Genomic DNA, 21064 nt, shown 5'->3' on the forward strand with positions numbered 1-21064 from the left:
TTGTTTTTATTTTAGCTAACCACAGTGTCAATTGACTTGATTAGTAACTCTTTAAATGCTTGAGGATTCATATCAATTGCAACATCAACAGTATGTGTTGTGATGTCAGAAATGCGACTGAGATCAAGAATCGTACGACCGTATTGTTGTTCACTTGTTAGGACTGTAACTGGCAGTTTCACAGTCTTTACAAGCGTAGGTTCAAGTGCAACGATAGCTGCAAGCGCATCATGCATAGCGGCTCCATGCCATTGTGGATAAACGAGTTCATGCGCTTTAAAATAGTGATCTTGAATGTTAAGGAGGGTTTCGGATTTGTTGCTAAGTGTCTTCCAATGTTCGAGGTCAGAGCGTGTGATAATAGCGCGTGATGTAACATCAAGTCCAATCATTGTAATCGGAATGCCACTCTCAAAAACAACCTTGGCAGCTTCTGCATCATGCGAAATGTTTGCCTCTGCAAAAGGGGAAACATTGCCAGGAACACAAAGTGCACCACCCATAAGAATGATTCGCTCAACGTTTTGCATTGCTTGTTGATTCAGTGTTATTGCCTGGGCAATATTTGTAAGTGGTCCGGTTGCGATAAGTGTAAGATTCTTTACATTTTGAGCCTGACTCACGATGAAATCTATAGCGTTTTCAGATGTTGACACGGATTGATTTTCATCAAAATGAACATCACCAATTCCATTATCACCATGGAAAACCTTACCACCCCGTAGCTGTACGAATGATGATTCATGCATCGCATGTTCAGCACCACAGTATACAGGAATAGCATTACGTCCAAGCAAATGTAAAAGGTTCGCACAGTTTAGTGCGGCACTGTTAACATCAACATTTCCATAAACAGCAGTGATGCCAACAATATCCACATTGGGCTGGGCGAGTAAGTAGGCGATAGCCAGACAGTCATCGATTCCGGTATCGACATCTAGGATTATTTTCTTCATTAGGATCCCATCAACCAGATACCGATTTGGGCAATAATAACACGTCCAAGGTAACTACCCATGAATACAAAAAGTCCAACAATTACAAATTTCCATGAATTCTTGGTTAAGTCTCCAAGATTGTTGGCAACGGATACTCCTGCGAACGCAAGTACGGGTGTTGTGATTGCTAAGAAGTTTACGGCACCAATTACAGTTACAAAGAATGGTGAAATTAAGCAAAATACAAGGGATGTAAGAGATACCCAACCGAGTACCGGGAAGTCAGCCAGTATTTTTATGCCGGTTTTCTTCATGAGTTCAGCAATAATTAAACCAATAAATGAGAAACCAACAAGGACAAGAACACCCCATAATGTATCAAGTGTAATCGGTGTTGATTCAGGATTCTTAATAAGTTTGATTCCTTGGGTAAATAGAATAAGGAATGCACCCAATAATAACATCTTTAAACGTGGTAATTGATCTTTTAGAATTTGTGTCATAATGCCTCCTAGTTAATTGCTCTTTCTTTTTTAAAGATTTTATAGATAAAGTTCATCAATGGAACGGATAAGAATACCATAATATATGTTCCCATGAAACTTGTCACAAGTTGGCTTGCTCCAGCAAAGGATGTAATCGTGTCCGCATGTTGTGGATAAAGACCGACTATTGCACTTGATGCAGCAGTCATCATACTTGCTGATCCAAGACCGGACCCGATTGCAAGGGCTCGATAATCAAATCCCACCGCATTTAAGATTGGGGGAATAAAACTAAAGATGAGCGCTCCGAAGAGTGTTCCAACGAGGTACATGGACAGAATGCCCCGTCCTTCCTCACTATCAAGGCCATTCTTTTCAGTTATATAGGCGAGTTCACCTTCACGTCCAATACCAAGAGTAGCGCCAATAGCTTCACGATTTAAGCCAAGCAAGAGGGCAATTGGAAGTCCAAGTAGTACAGTTCCGACATTCCCAACGGTTTGGAAAAGAAAGACCCAACCAAATTGCATAATTTCATTGATCTTTGGAGCAACATCAGCTCCATAACGCGCCATTAGTGGAAGCATAATGAAGATAAGGTTTGCACCTGCGAATTTGATGTTTGCGTCTGAATAAATTTTCTTAAGGATGCCTTTACGCCACTTAGGGATTCCAACAATCATGGTTATTAAGACTGCGAAGACAAGTGGTAAGACGAGAATTTTGATTGTTCCGACATTAATAATTTGTACACCAATTAATTCTGAAATGGCGATAACAATCATAATGAAGATAAAAAATAAGATCTTATTTGTGTTTTTCATTGTTTTCTCCTAGTTATTTATTGATTTGGTCATTTTAATATGTGATGCTCCGAAAATCATAAAGTGATCATCGACAGGTGTAAATCCGTATTTTTCGTACATACTGATAAGACGACTTTGTGCGACAATTGCGACTGTTTGTACGTTTGTTTTTTCAATAAAAGTGAGGGCTTCGTTAAGGATTCCCTTACTTAATGACTGTTGACGGTATTCCTTGAGTACGGAAACACGCTCGATAAATGCGATGGTATTCTCAATTCGCACCCGACAACTTGCAATTACTTTCTCTGAATGAGTATAAATAATGTGTGTACACGTTTGGTCGTAATCGTCTGCAACAACACACGTATCCAAGCCTTGTTCAACAACAAAAACTTCGTTGCGAGCTGTTTTCAACAGGGACCAAATGGGTTCATTCCAAATATTTCGAATAATCGTTTGCATAGCTTAGTTTCCTGTAAAGAGGGGTTTGATGACTTTATCACTGACTGCAACAAGTCCTAAGTCTGACATCTTTGCTTCGGGAATAACGATGAGAGACAACGTTGTAATTCGCATCAATGGATTGATAAACTCAGTCATACCAAGACTGCGGTTTGCTTCTTTCATTGCGCGATTCTCTCTGGCAACATCCTCAGCTTCTAAATTGGACATCAGTCCAAATACAGGTAGATCCAATGTGTGAAGAATTGCTCCATCTTTGACCGCAGACATCCCACCACCTTGATTCATAAGCGCATTGGCGGCAATAAGTGCATTAGCAGGGGTGTTGTATACGATTGTAAGGTTATGTGAGTCATGTGATACGGTCGAGGATAAGGCTCCGCCTTGCATCCCAAAATTCTTAACAATTCCCAAAGCAATAGCATCGCTTCCTTGGTGTCGGTTAACAACGGCAACAAAATTGAATGCCTCTGGAAGGATAATTTTAGAGTCTTTAACCTCGAGCGTAAATTGTGAAACCGTTGTGATTGAAGAGAATGGCGAATGGTATTCAATACCATTTACTTCGATGTGCCCATTTTCAATAGGTGCTTGAATTTCAAAGTCAGCAACTGTCAATGGTTTAACAAAAACTGTATTTTCTTTTTCAATTGGAAAGTCTTTAACTGGAAATGAGACATCAACGCTTCCATTTGATGCAACTTGTTGTCCCTCGTAAAAGACACGTGTGGGGTGAATGGATTCCAAAGTATCAACAACCAAGAGATCGGCAATATACCCAGGTGCAATAGCACCAAGATTATCGATATGAACTTCACGAGCACTATTTAATGTAGCACAGCGAATGGCATCAATGGGATCCATTCCATAAGATATTGCGGAATTGACGACTTCATTCATATGTCCATTCACCAGAACATCTTCAGCTTCTTTGTCATCACTGCATAAGCACAGTGTATCGAGATAGCGTGATCCCTTTACGGCTTCCCAAATGTCTTTAACATTTTTTGTAATTGAACTTTCTCTTGCATCCACGAATAATCCAGCGCGAAGTTTCTCCAAACCTTCAACCCCTGAACGCGATTCATGGCAACTACGAGGACCACCACAAATATAAGCAGATAGGTCTCGACCCATTACTGATGGCGCATGTCCTTGAATAAAGAGTCCGCGTTGTTCAGATGCAGCGATGATATCCATCATGCGGTCTTCGCCATTGATAACGCCAAGATAATCCATGACTTCAGCAAGCCCAATGACACGATCTAATGATGCAAGTTCTTCTATTTCTTGAACCCCAAATTCAGCACCAGATTTTTCAAGTCCTAAAACGGATGGAACACAACTTGGAATATCAACGAAATGACGCATCGGAAGTCCCTCTGCGCTGTCATGCATGTATTTTACACCACGAACTCCGGTTACGTTGGCTGCCTCATGAGGGTCAGTCATAATCGTTGTTGTTCCATGGGGTAATGCAGCTTTGGTAAAGTTAACAGGTGTTAACATGGTGGATTCAATGTGCATGTGGGCATCGATTAATCCTGGAATTACGTATTTCTGTTCAATATCAATAACATTTTTACCAGAAACTGTTTCGCAATTGTCATACTCGACGTGCGCGATGGCATTGTCTGATATATAAATATCACCAAGTCGAATTTCCCCCGTAAATAAGTTCAGTATGTTGGCATTTGCTAACACCACATCTGCTTGTTGATCCCCACGGGCTGTAGCGATGAGTTTTGCTTTATTCGTATATTTAAGTTTCACACTTGTCCTCCTAACTTAAATAGTGAGAATAAGAAGTGTACAATGCTAACATTAAAGCATGAGAGGCGTCCGTAAGCGCACAAATCATACATTCATATAGCAAAAGAAAATCCAACTTTACGCGATAAAAAGTTGGATGAATTTTAGTTTGTTATAGTCCCCAAAAACGTTAGTTGAATCTAAATTCTGTACAGTATACATGATAAGTGATTGCGCTTTGATTCGTAGGTGTTTCAAACAAATTTCACACTGTATAAAAACCAACAATGAAAAATCAGTGCTGTGTCGGTAGGATTCAATAGTGCTGGCATTTGAGAAACGATAAAAATCAGATAGCTGAACCATCATCAGTATCTCCTTATTCTAATTCCGATATCTCAAACGTAGAAACGTCATAGTACTTAATTTACGGTTAAGTGTAGAGACTGCCCACCAATTTGGACATTATATAACGGAATAAGGACAGTATACCATATCTCATGTGAAAGACAATAATAATTCATCCCAAAAGAATGAAATAAAAGTTGGGTTCAGTGATTGTGATAAAGCGGTTTATTATGAACTATCACCAACAGGCGATTGCTTATCATTCGCTAAAATGTTATATTATCTTCATGGGGTTTTAGCTCAGTTGGTAGAGCGCTTCGCTGGCAGTGAAGAGGTCAGCGGTTCGAACCCGCTAAGCTCCACCATTAGAGAAACTGTACCCGCTTGATGCGGGTTTTATGCTTTTATGGAAAATATAAGAAAATGGGTGGGCAAATGAGTATTGATAAATTAGTAAAAAAGATTACAAATAATAAGCAACATATTGAACTTACGATTCTAGAGAGTGACGCAGAGAACTGGAAGCAAGCGTGTTATGGAATGAATGGTGTTGCGCGCAAACCATCAGGACTTCGCTATGAGATTGGTTCATTAACCAAAATTTTCACAGCAACACTGGTTGCTAAACTTTTAGATAAAGGCGTTCTAAATCTTACCGAGGTTCAGAGCCTGGTAGACAATGGCGAGTATGTAAATATACCAAGCATTCAAAGGCTTGCGACGCATACTTCAGGATTTACATATCAACCTCTTACGCGAATTCAAAATTTAGCAATGTTTGCCAGTGTTCTCACGGGTGGTAAAGCATGTGTGGATAATCCGTTTGTAGGGAAATCAAGTAAGACACAGATATTGGATTCTGTCAGGACAATTAAGAATTATAATGAGGTTCATCCATTCTATTATTCAAACATTAACTATGCACTGTTGGCATTGCTATGCGAACAGGCAGTTGGGACACCTTATGTTGAACAGATGATGTCATTAATTGAATCAGATCTTGAACTCACAGATACAAACTTTAAATTTGAAAACGTAATGCTTGGAAATGCGGGAAAGCATCGACAAGGGAATTGGTGTTGGAATGTCGAGGAAAGTATGATTGCATCAGGCGGTTTATACTCTACAGCTGCTGATTTACGTAAGTTTCTTACATTCCATTTTAATGAGAGTCATGATCATCCGTTCGTGGATATCATGAAAATAAAACATGCAACTGGACCGAAAGCCTATGATATGGGTCTTGCTTGGAAACTGCAAGACGAAGATATTCTATGGCATAATGGAGGAACAGGATGTTTTAACCTCTTTATTGGTATGAATCAGAATACAGGCAAGAAGGCTGTTGTGCTTTCAAACTATAGATCGTTAAATATAGATAAACTAGGATTAACACTTTTACGAAACGATTCACTTAAGTAGAATCCGCCTCTATGATTAATTTACTCATTCAAAGAATGAGTTTTTTTATGTTACCACCGGAGCGAATCAAATGACCACTGATACATAAACCATTCATTTGTAGATTAATCTATGATATATTTTTTGAAATCGTAGGAATGGTAGCTTCAACTTCTTAGTTTAAGGTAGGTGAAGCGATTGTATCACTTAGATTCAAAGAGAGGAGGATACGCATGAAAGGATTCTATATTCCAATTGGCAACCAAACGAAATTAGATGATGCGACGGTTATGGCAAGCTACACTGTTGCCTGGGCAGGCGGTGTATTTATCATTATTGATAAGATTACAGCTACTGATGCAGTACTTGAGTCAAAACCAATGTTATCATTCGCATAATTTTGTACGGTTAATCTAACGTGTCTTATGAGTTGTCTTTGATTGAAGTGGTGGTGAACTACTGCTGCTTCAATTCTTGCATTCTTTAGTTTGATGGAAAAGAGGATCCCATGAATACAATTGAAATTGCTAGAAGAATAAACAAACTGTCTTTAGATTGGATTATCAAGAATCTTGCAGACTTTTCACTTGAATCGCAATATTTTTCTCAAGAAAAAGACAGTCAACTCAAGATGGTAGCGGAGCTGTGTTTCGTAATGTTACCTGCACTCAATTCAAACGTTAATAATGGGCAAACTGGGCCGATTCTCAATCAAATTCAAAAAACGATTACTACTATAAACTTTCAAAGTATTTTTGAGGAGAATATTAATCGAATCGCGACAATTGGAATTATAAATGTGTTTGCTTATAAATTACGAGACAAGCACATTATTGATATGGATTTTGTACGAAATCATGACTTAGTACAGAAACTGGATAACCTTCCGTTTCGAAAGATGGATTTAAAATTCATACTAGAACTGTCTGATGTTGAAGTGGCATTAGGTTATTATGATTTGTATATGGAAACAACGTTGGGGAATATGCAACCGCCGCACACGTTGACATTTATGGATATGTATAGTGTCACACATACAGTGTTTTACATTACGAAACTAAGTAGAGGAATTAAAGAGAAAAGAATCCTTCCGCAACAAGAGAAAATTCATCGCTACTTAATGGTTCTCTTAATTATGTGTCGCAAGGAAAAGAATTTTGATCTGTTATTTGAGATTATCTATGCAATTACACTTGTTGATTATCAAATGGACGCGATGGATAGGTTAAGTATTCAAGAAAGTTTGAAGTACAGTTATGAACGCGTGCAGAAAATCGGGTACTTTGAATCCTATGAAGGGATGAACAAATATGTTGATACTCAGGTTAAAGCGTTCGAATTAACCTACCACACAGTATTGGTTGCATTTGGGATGAGTCAGGAACTGTTGAGGGTTGAATTATGATGCAGCATGACAAACTTATTGAATCAATACTCAAAGAGCCTATTGAACTAGAATACTATCTAAAAACTCTAGGCAGATTAAGCGATTATCTTCTTATGATGGATATCACAAAGGAGTCAGATGACTTGTTCAATCCTTACTTTAGATTCTTAGATAGAGTTTCGTTGTCGGAAATAATACGGTGTAACCGACATTTGATCTATGAAGTTGCTTCAATTGTTCTCATTCTCAATCAAAATAATGAACGATTCATAGATAGAGATATAGATGGGACTACAGAGATGTTCTACAATACATTCTCAGTGAATTGGGTAAACGGAATTGAGAAGACTCTAATCCGAAAAATTCGACATAATTGGATCGTTACTGCATTTGAAATTACAGGTGTAGCGTTGGAAGAATACACTTACACATCATCCTTTTTCGAAAAATATCTCTACCAAGAATTTGTAAATATCGAGACTGAGCTAAAACTATCACGCTCGATTCTTGGAGAAGAAATATCCGATGAACCACTTCTAGAAATTGCTTCAACACAATTTCCAAGTGAGGTCGAAAAAAGGATCAATCAATTATTGCTGCTTGGATGTTTTACTGTTGATAGATGCATAAACATAATTGAGAGTTTGACCGATGATATGATTAAGTTGTTACCGCTTGAAAAACTGATTCTTGTTAATTTTATGATCAAGAAAGTGAGGTCTCTTCATAATGAGTAACCGGTTTAAGGATGATCAAAAAAAAGAGCAAATAACGACAGATTTCGACGGTTTTGAGAGTGCTAATAACGCGAAACTCAATGTATTCCTGCACTTAGCCCATCATTTAAAGAATCGAGAGGGCAGTCAACATTGTAAGAGTGAACAAAGTGAATTGAGACTTGAAGATAGAGAAGCATTACTTTGTAAGTTTCTGACGTACGATGCTGAGACTTATTTTGAAATGATTGTTGAATTAATAAAGTCTGACACACCTTGCACAAATCATCAAAATCAGCCACTGATGAATCTAATTGAAGGACTGCTGCATTGCTTTATGCAAGCATACGATATCGAGTCTTTTTCAATCACACTTTTATTAGCAATGTACTTAAATCCTAAGGCAGAATGTATAAAAGAATCCATGCAGTTTATTCACTACCAAAAACGCGAAGAAGGCTTATTTGGCTACTTGAATCCATTGAATAGGGACTATCATAGTATAGATACGTATCACAACTTTATCGAACCAACATCTGCATATTTTTTAACATTATTAAAATTGAACCAAAGTTTCTTAAGAAATACCAACGAAGTGTGCAAAAGGAGAAGCCATGACAATCGTTAAGTACGGGAAAAAGAAAACATTAATATTCTTGTTAGCATTAATAGCAATGAAGAATACGGGGAGCATCTTTATTGCTTACATCATCAATCAATTTATTGACGCTGCTGATACACGAAATATTGAGCTTTTTTTAAGATTTGCAGGCATAGGTATTATTGGGCTAGTACTGTATATGATAGTAGGGGTTGTAGTCGTTAAAATACAGAATAAATATATAAGGGATGTAAATTTAAAAATTAAGACTACTGTACTCGAACATACATTTGTGGACAGTGTTCAATCGGATGATGTCACGGACACATTATCCTTTATGATGAATGATCTTAAACTTTTAGAAAAACAAGGGATTGAAGGGGAGCTAACGATTCTCGGTCTTGTGATTCAATTTGTATTGGCAGTAGTGGCTGCTTTATTTTACGACTGGGCCACAGCGTTGGTATTCCTAGTTGGAGGGCTAATTCCTTCAATCGTATCGAAGAAAAGCGAACCGAGAATAATGAAAGCATCGGAAAAATGGACTCAGTCAAACAGTGAATATACTAACTATTTAGAGAATACTTTGAATGGCATTCAAACAATAAAAACATATAAGGTTGGTGATGCATTTATAAATCTTATTGAGCAACGAATGCGTCAATCAGAGTTAAGTTTAGAGGTAATGAATGGCGTTGTTGGTGTTGTCCAAACAGTCATTACAACAATTGCATATATTTTTGGTATTGTACTCCCTTTCGGATTTGGAGTGTATCGTGTTATTCATGGCAATCTAACATTGGGAGGATTCATGGCGGTTGTGCAACTCAATAATTCAATTTTGAATCCGTTAATCGGCGTTTTAAATCTGCGAAACAGTTTAAAGTCAACGACACATATCAGTACTAAAATTGCGGAGATGGTTAAGGAACCAATGTCGCGAAAGATCCATTCTAATGTCGATATGGTGAGCAGTCTTGAAGTAAAAGAGGTGAGCCTTAAAATAGACGATAAAACATTGTTTAGCGATATTTCTCTAGATATTCGACCAGGCGATAATGTGCTTATTATGGCACCTTCAGGAGTTGGGAAAACTTCTTTCTTAACTGCATTACTCGGTATGCGAACATTCACAAGTGGAGAGTATATGATTAATAATAAGGACGCGCAGATGATTGATGGAGATACTTTGTTTGAATACTTTAGTTATGTTAATCAAGCACCTTATGTCTTTAATGAATCCCTTGAGTTTAATTTAACACTTGGCGAAAGTGTCTCTAAAGAAAGATTTGAAGCGACATTGAAAGCAACAGAGTTAGACACTCTAGTGCATGAGAAAGGATTAAGTTATGTAATTGAGAACAGTGGCACTAATTTATCGAAAGGACAAATACAGCGAATTGAAATAGCTCGAGCGTTGCTAAGTAACCGACCGATAATGCTCGCGGATGAAATGACTGCTGCACTCGACACGGAAACAGGGCAGCGCATACGAAAAATGTTACTGAAATCAGATGTGACTCTCATCGAAGTTGCACATCATATTAGTGAAACTGAAAAAATGAGCTATGACCACGTTTTGAATTTATCATAATTAAAAGCGAAATGAAGAGTATCTCTCTAAATTTTGTAAACTAGTAATTACCTTGATTCTTGTGTATATTTGTATTAGTACATAATTTTGCATTTGTTGAAAACATAGCGTATCAAGGTAGGAGAAAATATGAAATTTTCAAGTATTTCACCGTTAACATTTAAAATAGCAGTCCGTGGCCATATTATGAAACGCTCAATTAAGAATGCTTTTAGTGGGAACAAGATAGCCAAGAAAAAATCGGACACGGATCTCCCATATCGAATCTACACACATAAATCGCTTATCATGCGTAAGCTCGGCAATACAAATCTAAAACTTCAAGAGAACAAAAAAGTTAACCTTGGAATTGCCGCACCTAAGATAACTGGAATCCTAATTCGACCCGGTGAAACATTCTCGTTTTGGAGTCTTGTTGGTCCGCAGACACTTCGAAATGGGTATCTTGAAGGTGTAACCATTGCCGGCAACAAAGTTACTCAAGGATTGGGTGGCGGTATGTGTCAGTTTACAAATCTCATTCATTGGATTATCTTACATACACCGCTGACGATATCGGAGTATCACTCTCACGATCGTTTTGATTTGTTTCCTGATTATAAGCGACAAGTGCCTTTTGGTGTTGGTTCATCCATAATTTATAATTATTTGGACTATCGGTTCACAAATAACACAGAAGACACTTATCAACTTAATGTATGGACAGATGATACCTATCTGAATGGGGAACTGCTGTGTTCATCACAGTTACCTATGAAGTATCATATCCGATGTGAAGATGAGTATTTTATTAAAGAAGATGACAATGTATTCCGCAGGAATAAGATATATAGAGTTTGCAATGACAAACTAACAGGTGTTGAACTGGAGAAGACGCTCATTAAAACGAATAATGCCCGTGTCATGTATGATTATGATTTGATTCCACAACCAGTTAGAAATAATCCGCAAGTTTCATAAGTTGTTTCCGATTGAGAATTCTGTAATTAGAACCCTCTTTTACAACGATTCCTTTTGCACATAATTGTTGGAGTGTATAGAGCAGGTGTCGATAACTTACATTTAGATACTCCGCTACTTCCACATGTTTTTCTTCATAAAGATTTTCATGTTCGGTTGTTAGTATGAACCGTGAAAATCGTTTTATGAGTGGGTAATTTAGTTCCTCACTTAGACGATCAGTTCGACTCAATAATTTTTGTGCAAGATAGGTACTAAGCGACTTTAAAAATAGAATATCATTCATCAAGACATCTTTGTTACTTTCGAATGGAATGACAAGGCAAGAACACTGACGTTGGGCAACAACGTCTTTTGTTTGTGTCTCCACGCTGAGGAGTCCAAGTTCGCCAATGTATTCACCCTCTTGAATAAAGTGCAAAATTGCGCGTTTACCATTTTCATGGTGTTTGTATATTTTCGCACTACCCTTCAGTAAAATGTAAAGGTTATTATTTGGTTTTGCAAGATGGGTAATGAACGTCCCGCGTTCAAAATCTTTGACGTGAACATTTGTAAGTTTTTTGTTTGATTGGAGTGCTCTAATAGTTTGCAATGGGGATGTGGTGGATGAATCTTCGTGGTTATTCTTCATGTTTTTCTCCTTATGTGAGATATCTCATATAATTATCTGACTTACTATGATAAATTACAAGTATTAAGGATGGAATGCAAATGCGAAAATTAATTGTAGCACTGGTATTTTATATGATGAGTGGCTTTGGAATTAGCTTAACAATATTGGCAAATATAGGGGTAAGTAGTTTTAACTCATTAAATTTGAGTTTGGCGAATCTTACAAATATAAAGATTGGTACTATGACAATGATGGTGAATGGATTATTTTTGATCGGCTACATAATACTGACGAAAGGTCGTTATTTGAGAAAATACTTGATGCAGTCAGGAAGTGTGCTTATGTTGGGACAGGTTATAAACTTTTTCACATACATTGTATTTAGAAATATTCAAATTACCCATTATGCTTTGGCATTACTTGTATTTTTATCTGGAACGATAATTGCTGGGTTTGGCACTGGGATGGTCTTAAATCTAGGGTATCTTTCTTTTCCAATTGAAAGTCTATGTAACGTATTGGCTGAGAGGTATAATATACCGTTCACGAGGCTGCGTTACGGGGTTGATGTCTTTTCGGTGTCGTGTTCGCTACTTATCTCGTTTGTCACTCACTCGCCCGTTTATGTGCGCGAAGGTACACTCATCAGCCTTGTCGCTCTTTCCTTGACGATTGGAACAACCAAGCGTATGTATGAAAAGCGTAATTTAGACCTGAAAATGTCATAAATCATGATTTATAGTGTATTTAACAGCTCTATAAGAAAACCATAAGAAAGCGCTTGCTTTACATCAAATCGTATGCTAGTATTGACATATACAGGATAGTGATTGTCATAAACAAGCTAAACCTACGCACAACAATTGTTGTTTTTTGCGTAGGTTTTTCTTATTTATTTGTTCAGTAAATACAGGGGTGACACTATGAGGATTGAAAAAATACTCAATAACAATGTTGTAATTGTAAAAGATGATATGGGCAATGAGCAAATTGTAATGGGGAGGGGATTAGCGTATCAACGGCGTGTTGGGGAAGAAATAGAAGATGCGATAATAGATAAGGTTTTTACGCTCACGAATCAAGATGCATCAACGAAGTTTCAGGAACTGATTGTGGATATCCCACTGGATCACATTCAACTTGCTGAGGAGGTCGTTTCTTATGCCAAATCGCATCTTAATAAAAATCTTAACGAGATGATTTATATCAGTTTAGTTGATCATATATATACCTCAATTCTTCGTGCACAAGATGGCATTAATATAAAAAATGCACTTCTGTGGGATATTCGCCGCTTTTATTGTGAGGAGTATAAAGTAGGATTGCATGCCCTTGATATGATAGAGGAACGATTTGGAATTCGTCTTTTGGACGATGAGGCAGGGTTCATAGCTTTACATATCGTGAATGCAGAATTGGACGATAAGAGTATCCAAGATATGTACCAAATCACGAAAATCATGCAAGAAATCACAAATATTGTGAGGTATGAATTCCAGATTGAATTTGATGAAGACAGTGTTTACTATTATCGATTTATTACACATCTGAAATTCTTTGCACAACGTTTGATTGGAAAGAATACCTATACGGGCGGTAATGAAGAAGATTTACTTTTTGTTATTCGCAATAAATACATAAATTCATATCAGTGCACTGTAAAAATTGGTGAGTTTATTGAGAAACGTTATAATTATGGTTTATCGGATGAAGAGATGGTTTATTTAACGATTCATATTGAGCGTGTAATCTATAAGACTCAATAGCAAAATCAATCGAAAGGGGTGATGCCGAGAAGTCATGAGTTGCTGTATATATTTGAATTAATGGATGGTGACATTAAGTTGGCCAAACCTTCAGTTTTCACATAATAATAGAAAAATGGAGGAAATACATTATGGGAAAGTATGAGATACTTGCAAAAGAAATAGTGCAGAATGTGGGTGGAAAAGACAACATCATTTCGCTTGCACACTGTATTACACGCCTTCGCTTCCGATTGAAAGACGAGAGTAAGGCAAATGACGAGGTGCTAAAGAACATGGATGGTGTTGTCACAATAATGAAAAGTGGCGGACAGTATCAAGTTGTAATAGGGAACCACGTTCCGTTAGTCTATGAAGATGTTATGAATGTCGCAGGGCTTTCAACTGAAACCTCTGAGGATGATGCGGGACCAAAGGGCATATTCAATAAGTTATTGGATATCATTAGTGGTTGCTTCCAACCATTCCTTGGCGTTATGGCAGCGAGTGGGATGATAAAAGGGGTGCTTGCGCTCTTGGTATCTATTAATTGGCTCACAACGACGAGTGACACATATATATTGCTCTTTCAAATTGGTGATGCAATCTTCTTCTTTATGCCAATTGTAATTGGGTATACGTCTGCGAAGAAATTCAAACTGAATCCCATCGTTGGTATGGCGATTGGTATGGCATTATGTGCGCCGACTTTACAGTTAAATGCCTTAAAAGGGGCATTTGAAATAGCGGGACGCACACCAGAACTTCTGTTTGCAGGAACAATGTTTGAGAGCAATGTATACATGAAATTGTTTGGATTCATTCCGATCATTGCAAATAATTACACGAGCAGCGTTGTTCCGGTAATCTTCATTACCGCATTTGCTGCACAGGTTCAAAAAGTATCGAAACGTGTTATCCCAGAGATGGTACAAAACTTCTTTGTTCCATTCTTTGTGTTAGTCATTTCAGTTCCGGTTGGTTTCATTGTTATTGGACCAATCATCTCAGTACTTACAAATATATTACAAGCTGGTTTCTCAGCACTTCTTGGTTTTAATCCAATTCTTTACGGACTTATCTTAGGAACGGTTTGGCAAGTGTTGGTTATCTTTGGATTGCATTGGTCGGTTGTTCCGCTTATGTACATTCAAATTGCGCAATTTGGAGTGTCTCAGGTACTTGTACCTGCATTTACAGCGTCGTTTGCGCAAACAGCAGTTGTTTTAGCAATGTTCTTCAAATTGAAGGATAAAAAACTTAAGAGTTTAGCGATACCCGCATTTATATCTGGAATCATGGGAATAACAGAGCCTGCAATCTATGGCTTAACGCTTCCCAAGAAAAAACCATTCATCTTCTCACTTATTGGTGCTGGAGTGGGTGGTGCGATTATGATGGCCTTTGATCTAATTGCATACCAAACAGGGGGGCTTGGGATTTTCGGAGTCTTTAACTATATTAACAATGGTGATGCAAGTGGTGCAATAAAAGCTCTTGTAGCTGTCCTTGTTGCTGCATCAATAGGATTCTTCTTAACACTCTTCTTTTGGAAGGATGATTATGTTGAATCAGCAGACCAACCTGCTAAGAAAAGTGTAGTAGCCGTCGAGGAAGTGTACTCACCAGTAACTGGAGAAGCAATGCCTCTTAAATCGGTGAAAGATGAAGCATTTGCGACGGGAACATTGGGTGAGGGAATCGCGATTAAACCAAGTGAAGGAAAAATTGTTGCTCCCTTTGATGGCACAGTTACTGCTCTTTTTCCAACAAAGCATGCGATTGGTCTAACTTCAGATAAAGGTATGGATTTATTGATTCATATTGGTCTTGATACGGTTCAACTTGAGGGGCAATACTATGAAGCACACGTTGCACAAGGTGATAAAGTGAAGAAAGGTCAAACACTGATTACATTTGACCTCAAAGCCATTACAGACGCAGGGTACAATTTGGAAACACCAATTATTGTTACTAATAAAGAAGACTATTTGGACATTGTTCCAACAGATGAGAAAGACATCAAACAAGGAAGTGTGCTTATTCGCACAATCTTGTAGAAGGAGATCCATATGAAGTTTAAAGATACGTTTTTATGGGGTGGGGCAACAGCTGCGAATCAATGTGAGGGTGCGTGGAATGTTGACGGTAAAGGACCAAGTATGCAAGATCATAAACGAGGGGGCGGATTGAATCAACCCCGGATCTTTGACAATCCAATTCAAGAAGATCAGTATTATCCCAGTCACGAAGCGATTGATCATTATCATCACATGAAAGAAGACATTGCCTTGTTTGGCGAAATGGGCTTTAAAGTGTATCGTCTATCCATTGCTTGGTCGCGTATTTTTCCCAATGGAGATGATGATGAACCAAACGAAGCAGGACTACAATTCTATGATGAACTCTTCGATGAATGCATTAAAAATGGTATTCAACCCTTGGTGACATTGAGTCACTTTGAGGTTCCGATGGGAATTGTGACACGGTACAATGGGTTTAGTGACCGTCGTGTGATTGACTTGTTTGTACGCTATACAACGACTGTAATGAGTCGATATAAAGACAAAGTCAAATATTGGCTAACATTCAATGAAGTGAATTTTGCAATGATGCCTCACGGTTCACTTTCCGTACTTGGGATGATTATGGACGAAGACAATCCACAAGAACGACTTCAGGCACTTCACCATGTATTTCTTGCCAGCGCGCAAACTGTGATCGAAGGACATAAAATCAATCCTGATTTCATGATTGGAAATATGATTGCCCATCTTACATTCTATCCGTTGACACCGAATCCTGCAGATGTTCTTCGACAACAACAGTTGGATAACATTATCAATAATGTTGCAGGCGATGTGCAAGTATTTGGAGAGTATCCGTATTTTGCAAAAAAACACATGGAAGATCATGGTGTCAAAATTAAAATGGAAAGTTCCGATGCACACGTGTTAAAGCAAGGGACGGTCGATTTCTATACGTTCTCCTATTACATGACAAACTGTGTCAGTACCGATCAAAATAAGGAACTAACAATGGGTAATCTAATGGGTGGCGTAAAAAACCCTTATCTAAAGAGCAGTGATTGGGGCTGGCAGATTGATCCAATTGGACTTCGCTATACCTTAAATAAACTGTACGATCGCTACAACATTCCATTGATGGTTGTTGAGAATGGATTTGGTGCAGAAGATATCATTGAGCCTGACGGAACAATCAATGATGAATATCGAATTGACTATATGCGACAACACATTCAGGCAATGGGTGATGCGCTCGAAGACGGTGTCAATTTGATTGGTTATACAATGTGGGGACCCATTGATCTTGTTTCTGCGGGAACGGGTGAAATGAAAAAGCGTTATGGTTTTATCTATGTTGACAAAGACAATAATGGCAAAGGAACACTTGAACGTAAACGTAAAAAGTCCTTTTACTGGTACAAAAAAGTCATTGCAACACAAGGACAAGATTTGGATTCATAGCCTTTATTAAATAATGTAATCGATGAAATCTTGCATTAGAAAATCTAATGTGATATTATCTGTTGAGCAAAATACGCTAATGATCATCGCCGGATGATCTTGGGACGATTCATGTGCTTCGTAGGCAAAACGAAGAAGCACATTGGTCGTCCTTTTTTTTGAGTATGATGCAAAGGAGAAGATGATGAAGTTAATTAATGAATTTATACGAAAGAATAAACTATTGGTAGGGGGAACACTGGTGCTCTTGCTTGTCCAATTTATAACTATTCTATACATACCGTACCTTGTCGCACATATCGTGGATGATGGTATTGTTCAGGGGCGTTTTGATATCGTCATGCAATTGGGGGTCGAAATGGTAATTGCATCCATAATTGGCGTTATTGTTGCAGTTGCGTGCAGTTACTATTCCTCTGTTATTTCCACAAAGTTTGGCTCAGACTTACGTATGACCGTGTTCAATAAAGTACAAACACTTTCATATAAAGATGCTGAAGAGTATGGAGTTTCTGCGTTGGTCTCACGAATCACCTCTGATGTTGTGAATATTCAACAAGTTGTTGTGATGACGTTCCAAATGATTTTGCCAGGACCCTTTATTGGAATTGTATGTGTTGTCATGTCATTCATGGTATCAGCAGAAATGGGATGGATTGCGCTTGGGACAGTGAGCATTTTTATGGGAGTCGCAGTCCTTGTGACCATCTTATCGTTCCCTTATTTAAAATCTATTCAGAAGTACTTAGATAAAATGATGCTTGTTTTACGCGAGTCATTTATCGGTGTTCGTATTATTCGAGCCTTTGATAACTCGAAATATGAACAAGAACGTACCGACAAGACATTTGATGATTATGCAGATAATATGATTAAGATTAACCGTTTATTTGCATTTCTTACACCAATCGCATATTCCGTATTGGGATTTTCAATGGTTGCCATACTTTGGTTTGGTTTAATCCATGTACCATCGGGCAGTATGCCAATCGGTGAAGTCACTGCAGTCATTGAATATACAACGCTTGCGGTTCTTACATTAGTCATGGCGGCATTGGTTGTGGTAATGCTACCAAGAGCTTATGCTGCCTTGCTGCGAATTCAAGATATCTTAGATATTAATCCAAGTATTCAAGATTTAAAGTCTCACCAACAAGTTCGCATTGACGATGTCAAAGACAATGTTATTGTGTTTGATAATGTTTCGTTTGATTATGACGGAGGCGAAAACTACGCCGTCCACGATATTAACTTTTCATGTAAAGTTGGCGAAACTACAGCGATTATCGGTGCAACAGGTTCTGGTAAAAGTACGGTTGCGAAGATGATGATGCGGTTATTAGATGTGAGTTCAGGTTCCATAAAATTTGCGGATAAAGATATCCGTGATCTATCGCAAGAACATTTACGCGATTACATCAGCTATGTTCCACAAAAAGCATTTTTATTTAGTGGGACTGTACGCGAAAATATTAAATTCCATGACCCAAGTTTGTCTGATAATGCCATGATGGCAGCTGCAAACACCGCACAAGCTCACGATTTCATCTCGGGTCTTGAATCGGGATATGATGCCGTTGTAGCACGTGGTGGAATGAACTTCTCTGGGGGGCAAAAACAACGCATTAGTATTGCTCGAGCATTAAGTAAACCCAGTGATTTGTATATTTTTGATGATAGCTTCTCGGCTTTAGATTATAAAACCGATGCAAAGTTACGAAAAGCATTGCGTGAAGAATTTAGCGATAAGGCAATTCTTATTATTGCCCAACGTGTAAGTTCGATTATGCACGCTGATAACATTATTGTAATGGATAAGGGACGGATTATTGCTGAGGGTAAACATGAAGACCTCTTAGTAAATAGCGAAGTGTATCGTGACTTTGCCCGTTCGCAACATATCTTAGTTGAGGAGGTTTAGACATGTTCAAATTCAAAAGAAAAGCACGTAAGGTAGAGACACCGGGTGTATCCGATAAACCACAAGATACAAAACGCGCCATGAAGTTGTTTATAAACTTATTGATGCAGAATAAAGTTCGTGTGTTGATTGTTATTGCAATGGCGATTACAGGGAGTATTCTCTATACATTAATTCCTTGGTATATGGGAGAGGCAATTGACCATGTTATCGCATTGATAGATCAATTCGGAATTGGTAACTTTACGATTGATGATGTTATTTCCGTAATAATGAACCCAATCATCGCTTTACTAATTGTTTCGTCATTATCATTTGTTGTTTCCTTCATACAAGAACGAATGATGGCATACGTCAGTGAGGATTCAGGATCTCATTTGCGTAAAATGATTACCGATAAAATGGTGCGATTGCCACTGCGTTTCTACGACGATGTTAAAGTTGGGGAAATATTAAGTCGCAATGCAGTTGATATTGAACGTATTGCGGAAATATTGGTTGTTGGTTTCAATCAATTCTTATCGTCATTCTTTAATATTGTTATTGGCTTGGGACTCATGATGTGGATGAGTGCGCAATTAACGCTCATTGTCTTAGTACTCATTGCTGTAAGTACCTACGTGACGATGGTAATATCGCGCAAGAGTCAAGATTCATTTATGGAAAACTTCGCAACACTGGGTGTCTTCAATAGTATTGTCGAAGAGATGTTTACAGGTAACATGCTCATAAAAGTCTTTAATCAGCAAGAGGATTCAATTGATCGTGTTATTGCTGCAAATGAGGCACATGATAAAGCACACTTAAAAGCAATGTTCATGAACTATGCCATTTATCCCGCTGTTCGGTTCTTGAACCAAATTGCCTTTATCGTAAGTGCGGTATTTGGGGGGCTACTTGCTATTCGCGGATCAATGTCGGTCGGTGTAGTTCAGGCGTATTTACAATATGTCTCACAAGTTTCTGAGCCGATAACAGAAGCATCTTTCATTATCAACTCTTTTCAAGCATCTTTGTCATCCATCGAACGTGTTTACGAAATAATTGATATGGATGAAGAAGTTCCAGATGTAAGCAATCCACAATTTCCTGAAGTTGTTGAAGGCCGTGTTGAATTCAATGATGTCTCATTTGGGTACATCTATGATCAACCAATTATGAACTCCGTGAATTTTACAGCCAAACCAAAACAAATGGTCGCGGTTGTTGGTCCAACAGGAGCAGGTAAAACAACACTCATTAATCTTCTCATGCGTTTTTATGAGGTGAATAAGGGTGAAATTCTATTTGATAACATCAATATCAAGGATATGACCAAAAAAGATGTTCGCAGTTTATTTGGTATGGTCCTGCAGGATACATGGCTCTTTGAAGGAACGGTAGCGGATAATATTGCATATGGGAAAAAAGATGCAAGTCGCGAGGAAGTTATTGCTGCGGCGAAACTTGCACAATGCCATGAGTTTATCGAGATGCTACCACAAGGCTACGATACCCTTATATCGTCCGACGCGAGCATTGTGTCACAAGGACAACAACAATTGCTTACCATTGCACGAACTGCGCTTACCAACCCACCACTCCTGATTCTTGATGAGGCGACATCTAATATTGATACGATTACTGAAATTAAGATTCAAAAGGCGTTGGATGAAATAATGGAAGGCCGCACGAGTTTCGTTATTGCACACAGATTGTCAACCATTCGAAATGCTGACTTAATCCTTGTTATGGATAAAGGGAATGTTGTTGAATCCGGTAATCACGATCAACTAATTGAAAAAGAAGGTATGTATGCGGACCTCTACAACAGTCAATTTGTAAATGCATAAAAAATGCTGTGT

The 21064-nt window shown here is 38.1% G+C and carries 19 protein-coding genes, 1 tRNA gene and 1 riboswitch; of the genes, 14 read left to right on the plus strand and 6 right to left on the minus strand.

The window, feature by feature from the left end:
• Positions 1-11 precede the first annotated feature (11 nt).
• Genes G7062_RS04215 through ade form a run of 5 tightly spaced genes read right to left on the minus strand, consistent with a single transcriptional unit; the run spans position 12 to position 4464 of the window.
• Positions 12-956 carry a nucleoside hydrolase gene (locus G7062_RS04215; RefSeq protein ID WP_166064683.1) on the minus strand — a complete coding sequence of 315 codons (945 nt, stop codon included), beginning with the start codon at positions 954-956 and terminating at the stop codon, positions 12-14.
• Positions 956-1441, minus strand: a complete 486-nt coding sequence (locus G7062_RS04220; protein ID WP_166064684.1) for a hypothetical protein — start codon at positions 1439-1441, stop codon at positions 956-958. Before G7062_RS04220 ends, G7062_RS04215 begins: the two co-directional genes overlap by 1 nt.
• Positions 1442-1449: 8 nt before the next feature.
• Positions 1450-2247, minus strand: a complete 798-nt coding sequence (locus G7062_RS04225) for a DUF3100 domain-containing protein (RefSeq protein WP_166064685.1) — start codon at positions 2245-2247, stop codon at positions 1450-1452.
• A gap of 9 nt (positions 2248-2256) precedes the next feature.
• Positions 2257-2691, minus strand: a complete 435-nt coding sequence (locus G7062_RS04230) for a GNAT family N-acetyltransferase (RefSeq protein ID WP_166064686.1) — start codon at positions 2689-2691, stop codon at positions 2257-2259.
• Positions 2692-2694: 3 nt separating this feature from the next.
• Positions 2695-4464, minus strand: coding sequence for an adenine deaminase (ade, locus tag G7062_RS04235; RefSeq protein ID WP_166064687.1), 1770 nt, complete (start codon positions 4462-4464; stop codon positions 2695-2697).
• A 375-nt stretch (positions 4465-4839) separates the two neighbouring features.
• Positions 4840-4936, minus strand: a riboswitch (purine riboswitch).
• 144 nt (positions 4937-5080) lie between these two features.
• On the opposite strand from ade, the gene G7062_RS04240 reads away from it, so the two are divergent.
• The 8 genes from G7062_RS04240 (at position 5081) to G7062_RS04275 (ending at position 11450) form a co-directional block, all read left to right on the plus strand.
• Positions 5081-5156, plus strand: a tRNA-Ala gene (locus tag G7062_RS04240).
• Between the two features lie 70 nt (positions 5157-5226).
• Entirely contained in the window at positions 5227-6213 is a 987-nt protein-coding gene (locus G7062_RS04245; RefSeq protein WP_166064688.1) for a serine hydrolase, read from the plus strand.
• Between the two features lie 212 nt (positions 6214-6425).
• Entirely contained in the window at positions 6426-6590 is a 165-nt protein-coding gene (locus G7062_RS04250) for a hypothetical protein (protein WP_166064689.1), read from the plus strand.
• Between the two features lie 110 nt (positions 6591-6700).
• Complete coding sequence (locus tag G7062_RS04255; protein WP_166064691.1) at positions 6701-7597, plus strand: hypothetical protein; 897 nt, start codon at positions 6701-6703, stop codon at positions 7595-7597.
• The gene (locus G7062_RS04260; RefSeq protein ID WP_166064692.1) at positions 7594-8316 is read left to right on the plus strand and encodes a hypothetical protein; all 723 of its coding nucleotides are present in this window, start codon (positions 7594-7596) and stop codon (positions 8314-8316) included. Before G7062_RS04255 ends, G7062_RS04260 begins: the two co-directional genes overlap by 4 nt.
• A complete protein-coding gene (locus G7062_RS04265; protein WP_166064693.1) occupies positions 8309-8923 on the plus strand; it encodes a hypothetical protein in 615 nt (204 codons plus the stop codon). Before G7062_RS04260 ends, G7062_RS04265 begins: the two co-directional genes overlap by 8 nt.
• The gene (locus G7062_RS04270; protein ID WP_166064694.1) at positions 8910-10490 is read left to right on the plus strand and encodes an ABC transporter ATP-binding protein; all 1581 of its coding nucleotides are present in this window, start codon (positions 8910-8912) and stop codon (positions 10488-10490) included. Before G7062_RS04265 ends, G7062_RS04270 begins: the two co-directional genes overlap by 14 nt.
• A 129-nt stretch (positions 10491-10619) precedes the next feature.
• Positions 10620-11450 (plus strand): VanW family protein, encoded by an 831-nt coding sequence (locus G7062_RS04275; RefSeq protein ID WP_166064695.1) that lies wholly within the window; start codon positions 10620-10622, stop codon positions 11448-11450.
• Here G7062_RS04275 and yeiL read toward each other — a convergent pair.
• Complete coding sequence (gene yeiL, locus G7062_RS04280) at positions 11425-12084, minus strand: transcriptional regulator YeiL (protein WP_166064696.1); 660 nt, start codon at positions 12082-12084, stop codon at positions 11425-11427. The two genes, G7062_RS04275 and yeiL, sit on opposite strands and share 26 nt — an antisense overlap.
• A gap of 80 nt (positions 12085-12164) precedes the next feature.
• Here yeiL and G7062_RS04285 point away from each other — a divergent pair, with 80 nt between their 5' ends.
• The 6 genes from G7062_RS04285 (at position 12165) to G7062_RS04310 (ending at position 21052) form a co-directional block, all read left to right on the plus strand.
• Positions 12165-12794 (plus strand): YitT family protein, encoded by a 630-nt coding sequence (locus G7062_RS04285; protein WP_205700150.1) that lies wholly within the window; start codon positions 12165-12167, stop codon positions 12792-12794.
• Between the two features lie 195 nt (positions 12795-12989).
• Positions 12990-13832 (plus strand): BglG family transcription antiterminator LicT, encoded by an 843-nt coding sequence (gene licT / locus G7062_RS04290; protein WP_166064697.1) that lies wholly within the window; start codon positions 12990-12992, stop codon positions 13830-13832.
• A 131-nt stretch (positions 13833-13963) separates the two neighbouring features.
• The gene (locus G7062_RS04295) at positions 13964-15871 is read left to right on the plus strand and encodes a beta-glucoside-specific PTS transporter subunit IIABC (protein WP_166064698.1); all 1908 of its coding nucleotides are present in this window, start codon (positions 13964-13966) and stop codon (positions 15869-15871) included.
• A gap of 12 nt (positions 15872-15883) precedes the next feature.
• On the plus strand, positions 15884-17299 hold the full coding sequence (locus tag G7062_RS04300) for a glycoside hydrolase family 1 protein (protein ID WP_166064699.1): 1416 nt from the start codon (positions 15884-15886) through the stop codon (positions 17297-17299).
• A gap of 184 nt (positions 17300-17483) precedes the next feature.
• Complete coding sequence (locus G7062_RS04305; RefSeq protein ID WP_166064700.1) at positions 17484-19220, plus strand: ABC transporter ATP-binding protein; 1737 nt, start codon at positions 17484-17486, stop codon at positions 19218-19220.
• 2 nt (positions 19221-19222) lie between these two features.
• Positions 19223-21052, plus strand: coding sequence for an ABC transporter ATP-binding protein (locus G7062_RS04310; RefSeq protein ID WP_166064701.1), 1830 nt, complete (start codon positions 19223-19225; stop codon positions 21050-21052).
• The last annotated feature ends 12 nt before the right edge of the window (positions 21053-21064 follow it).

This window comes from Erysipelothrix sp. HDW6C (genome assembly GCF_011299615.1).
Lineage (GTDB): Bacteria > Bacillota_I > Bacilli_A > Erysipelotrichales > Erysipelotrichaceae > Erysipelothrix.

What these genes read in the sequence shown, in the direction of transcription:
- G7062_RS04215 (WP_166064683.1), bottom strand. Translation starts at nt 956, where the DNA reads ATGAAGAAAATAATCCTAGATGTCGATACCGGAATCGATGACTGTCTG.
- G7062_RS04220 (WP_166064684.1), bottom strand. Translation starts at nt 1,441, where the DNA reads ATGACACAAATTCTAAAAGATCAATTACCACGTTTAAAGATGTTATTA.
- G7062_RS04225 (WP_166064685.1), bottom strand. Translation starts at nt 2,247, where the DNA reads ATGAAAAACACAAATAAGATCTTATTTTTTATCTTCATTATGATTGTT.
- G7062_RS04230 (WP_166064686.1), bottom strand. Translation starts at nt 2,691, where the DNA reads ATGCAAACGATTATTCGAAATATTTGGAATGAACCCATTTGGTCCCTG.
- G7062_RS04245 (WP_166064688.1), top strand. Translation starts at nt 5,227, where the DNA reads ATGAGTATTGATAAATTAGTAAAAAAGATTACAAATAATAAGCAACAT.
- G7062_RS04250 (WP_166064689.1), top strand. Translation starts at nt 6,426, where the DNA reads ATGAAAGGATTCTATATTCCAATTGGCAACCAAACGAAATTAGATGAT.
- G7062_RS04255 (WP_166064691.1), top strand. Translation starts at nt 6,701, where the DNA reads ATGAATACAATTGAAATTGCTAGAAGAATAAACAAACTGTCTTTAGAT.
- G7062_RS04260 (WP_166064692.1), top strand. Translation starts at nt 7,594, where the DNA reads ATGATGCAGCATGACAAACTTATTGAATCAATACTCAAAGAGCCTATT.
- G7062_RS04265 (WP_166064693.1), top strand. Translation starts at nt 8,309, where the DNA reads ATGAGTAACCGGTTTAAGGATGATCAAAAAAAAGAGCAAATAACGACA.
- G7062_RS04270 (WP_166064694.1), top strand. Translation starts at nt 8,910, where the DNA reads ATGACAATCGTTAAGTACGGGAAAAAGAAAACATTAATATTCTTGTTA.
- G7062_RS04275 (WP_166064695.1), top strand. Translation starts at nt 10,620, where the DNA reads ATGAAATTTTCAAGTATTTCACCGTTAACATTTAAAATAGCAGTCCGT.
- yeiL (WP_166064696.1), bottom strand. Translation starts at nt 12,084, where the DNA reads ATGAAGAATAACCACGAAGATTCATCCACCACATCCCCATTGCAAACT.
- G7062_RS04285 (WP_205700150.1), top strand. Translation starts at nt 12,165, where the DNA reads ATGCGAAAATTAATTGTAGCACTGGTATTTTATATGATGAGTGGCTTT.
- licT (WP_166064697.1), top strand. Translation starts at nt 12,990, where the DNA reads ATGAGGATTGAAAAAATACTCAATAACAATGTTGTAATTGTAAAAGAT.
- G7062_RS04295 (WP_166064698.1), top strand. Translation starts at nt 13,964, where the DNA reads ATGGGAAAGTATGAGATACTTGCAAAAGAAATAGTGCAGAATGTGGGT.
- G7062_RS04300 (WP_166064699.1), top strand. Translation starts at nt 15,884, where the DNA reads ATGAAGTTTAAAGATACGTTTTTATGGGGTGGGGCAACAGCTGCGAAT.
- G7062_RS04305 (WP_166064700.1), top strand. Translation starts at nt 17,484, where the DNA reads ATGAAGTTAATTAATGAATTTATACGAAAGAATAAACTATTGGTAGGG.
- G7062_RS04310 (WP_166064701.1), top strand. Translation starts at nt 19,223, where the DNA reads ATGTTCAAATTCAAAAGAAAAGCACGTAAGGTAGAGACACCGGGTGTA.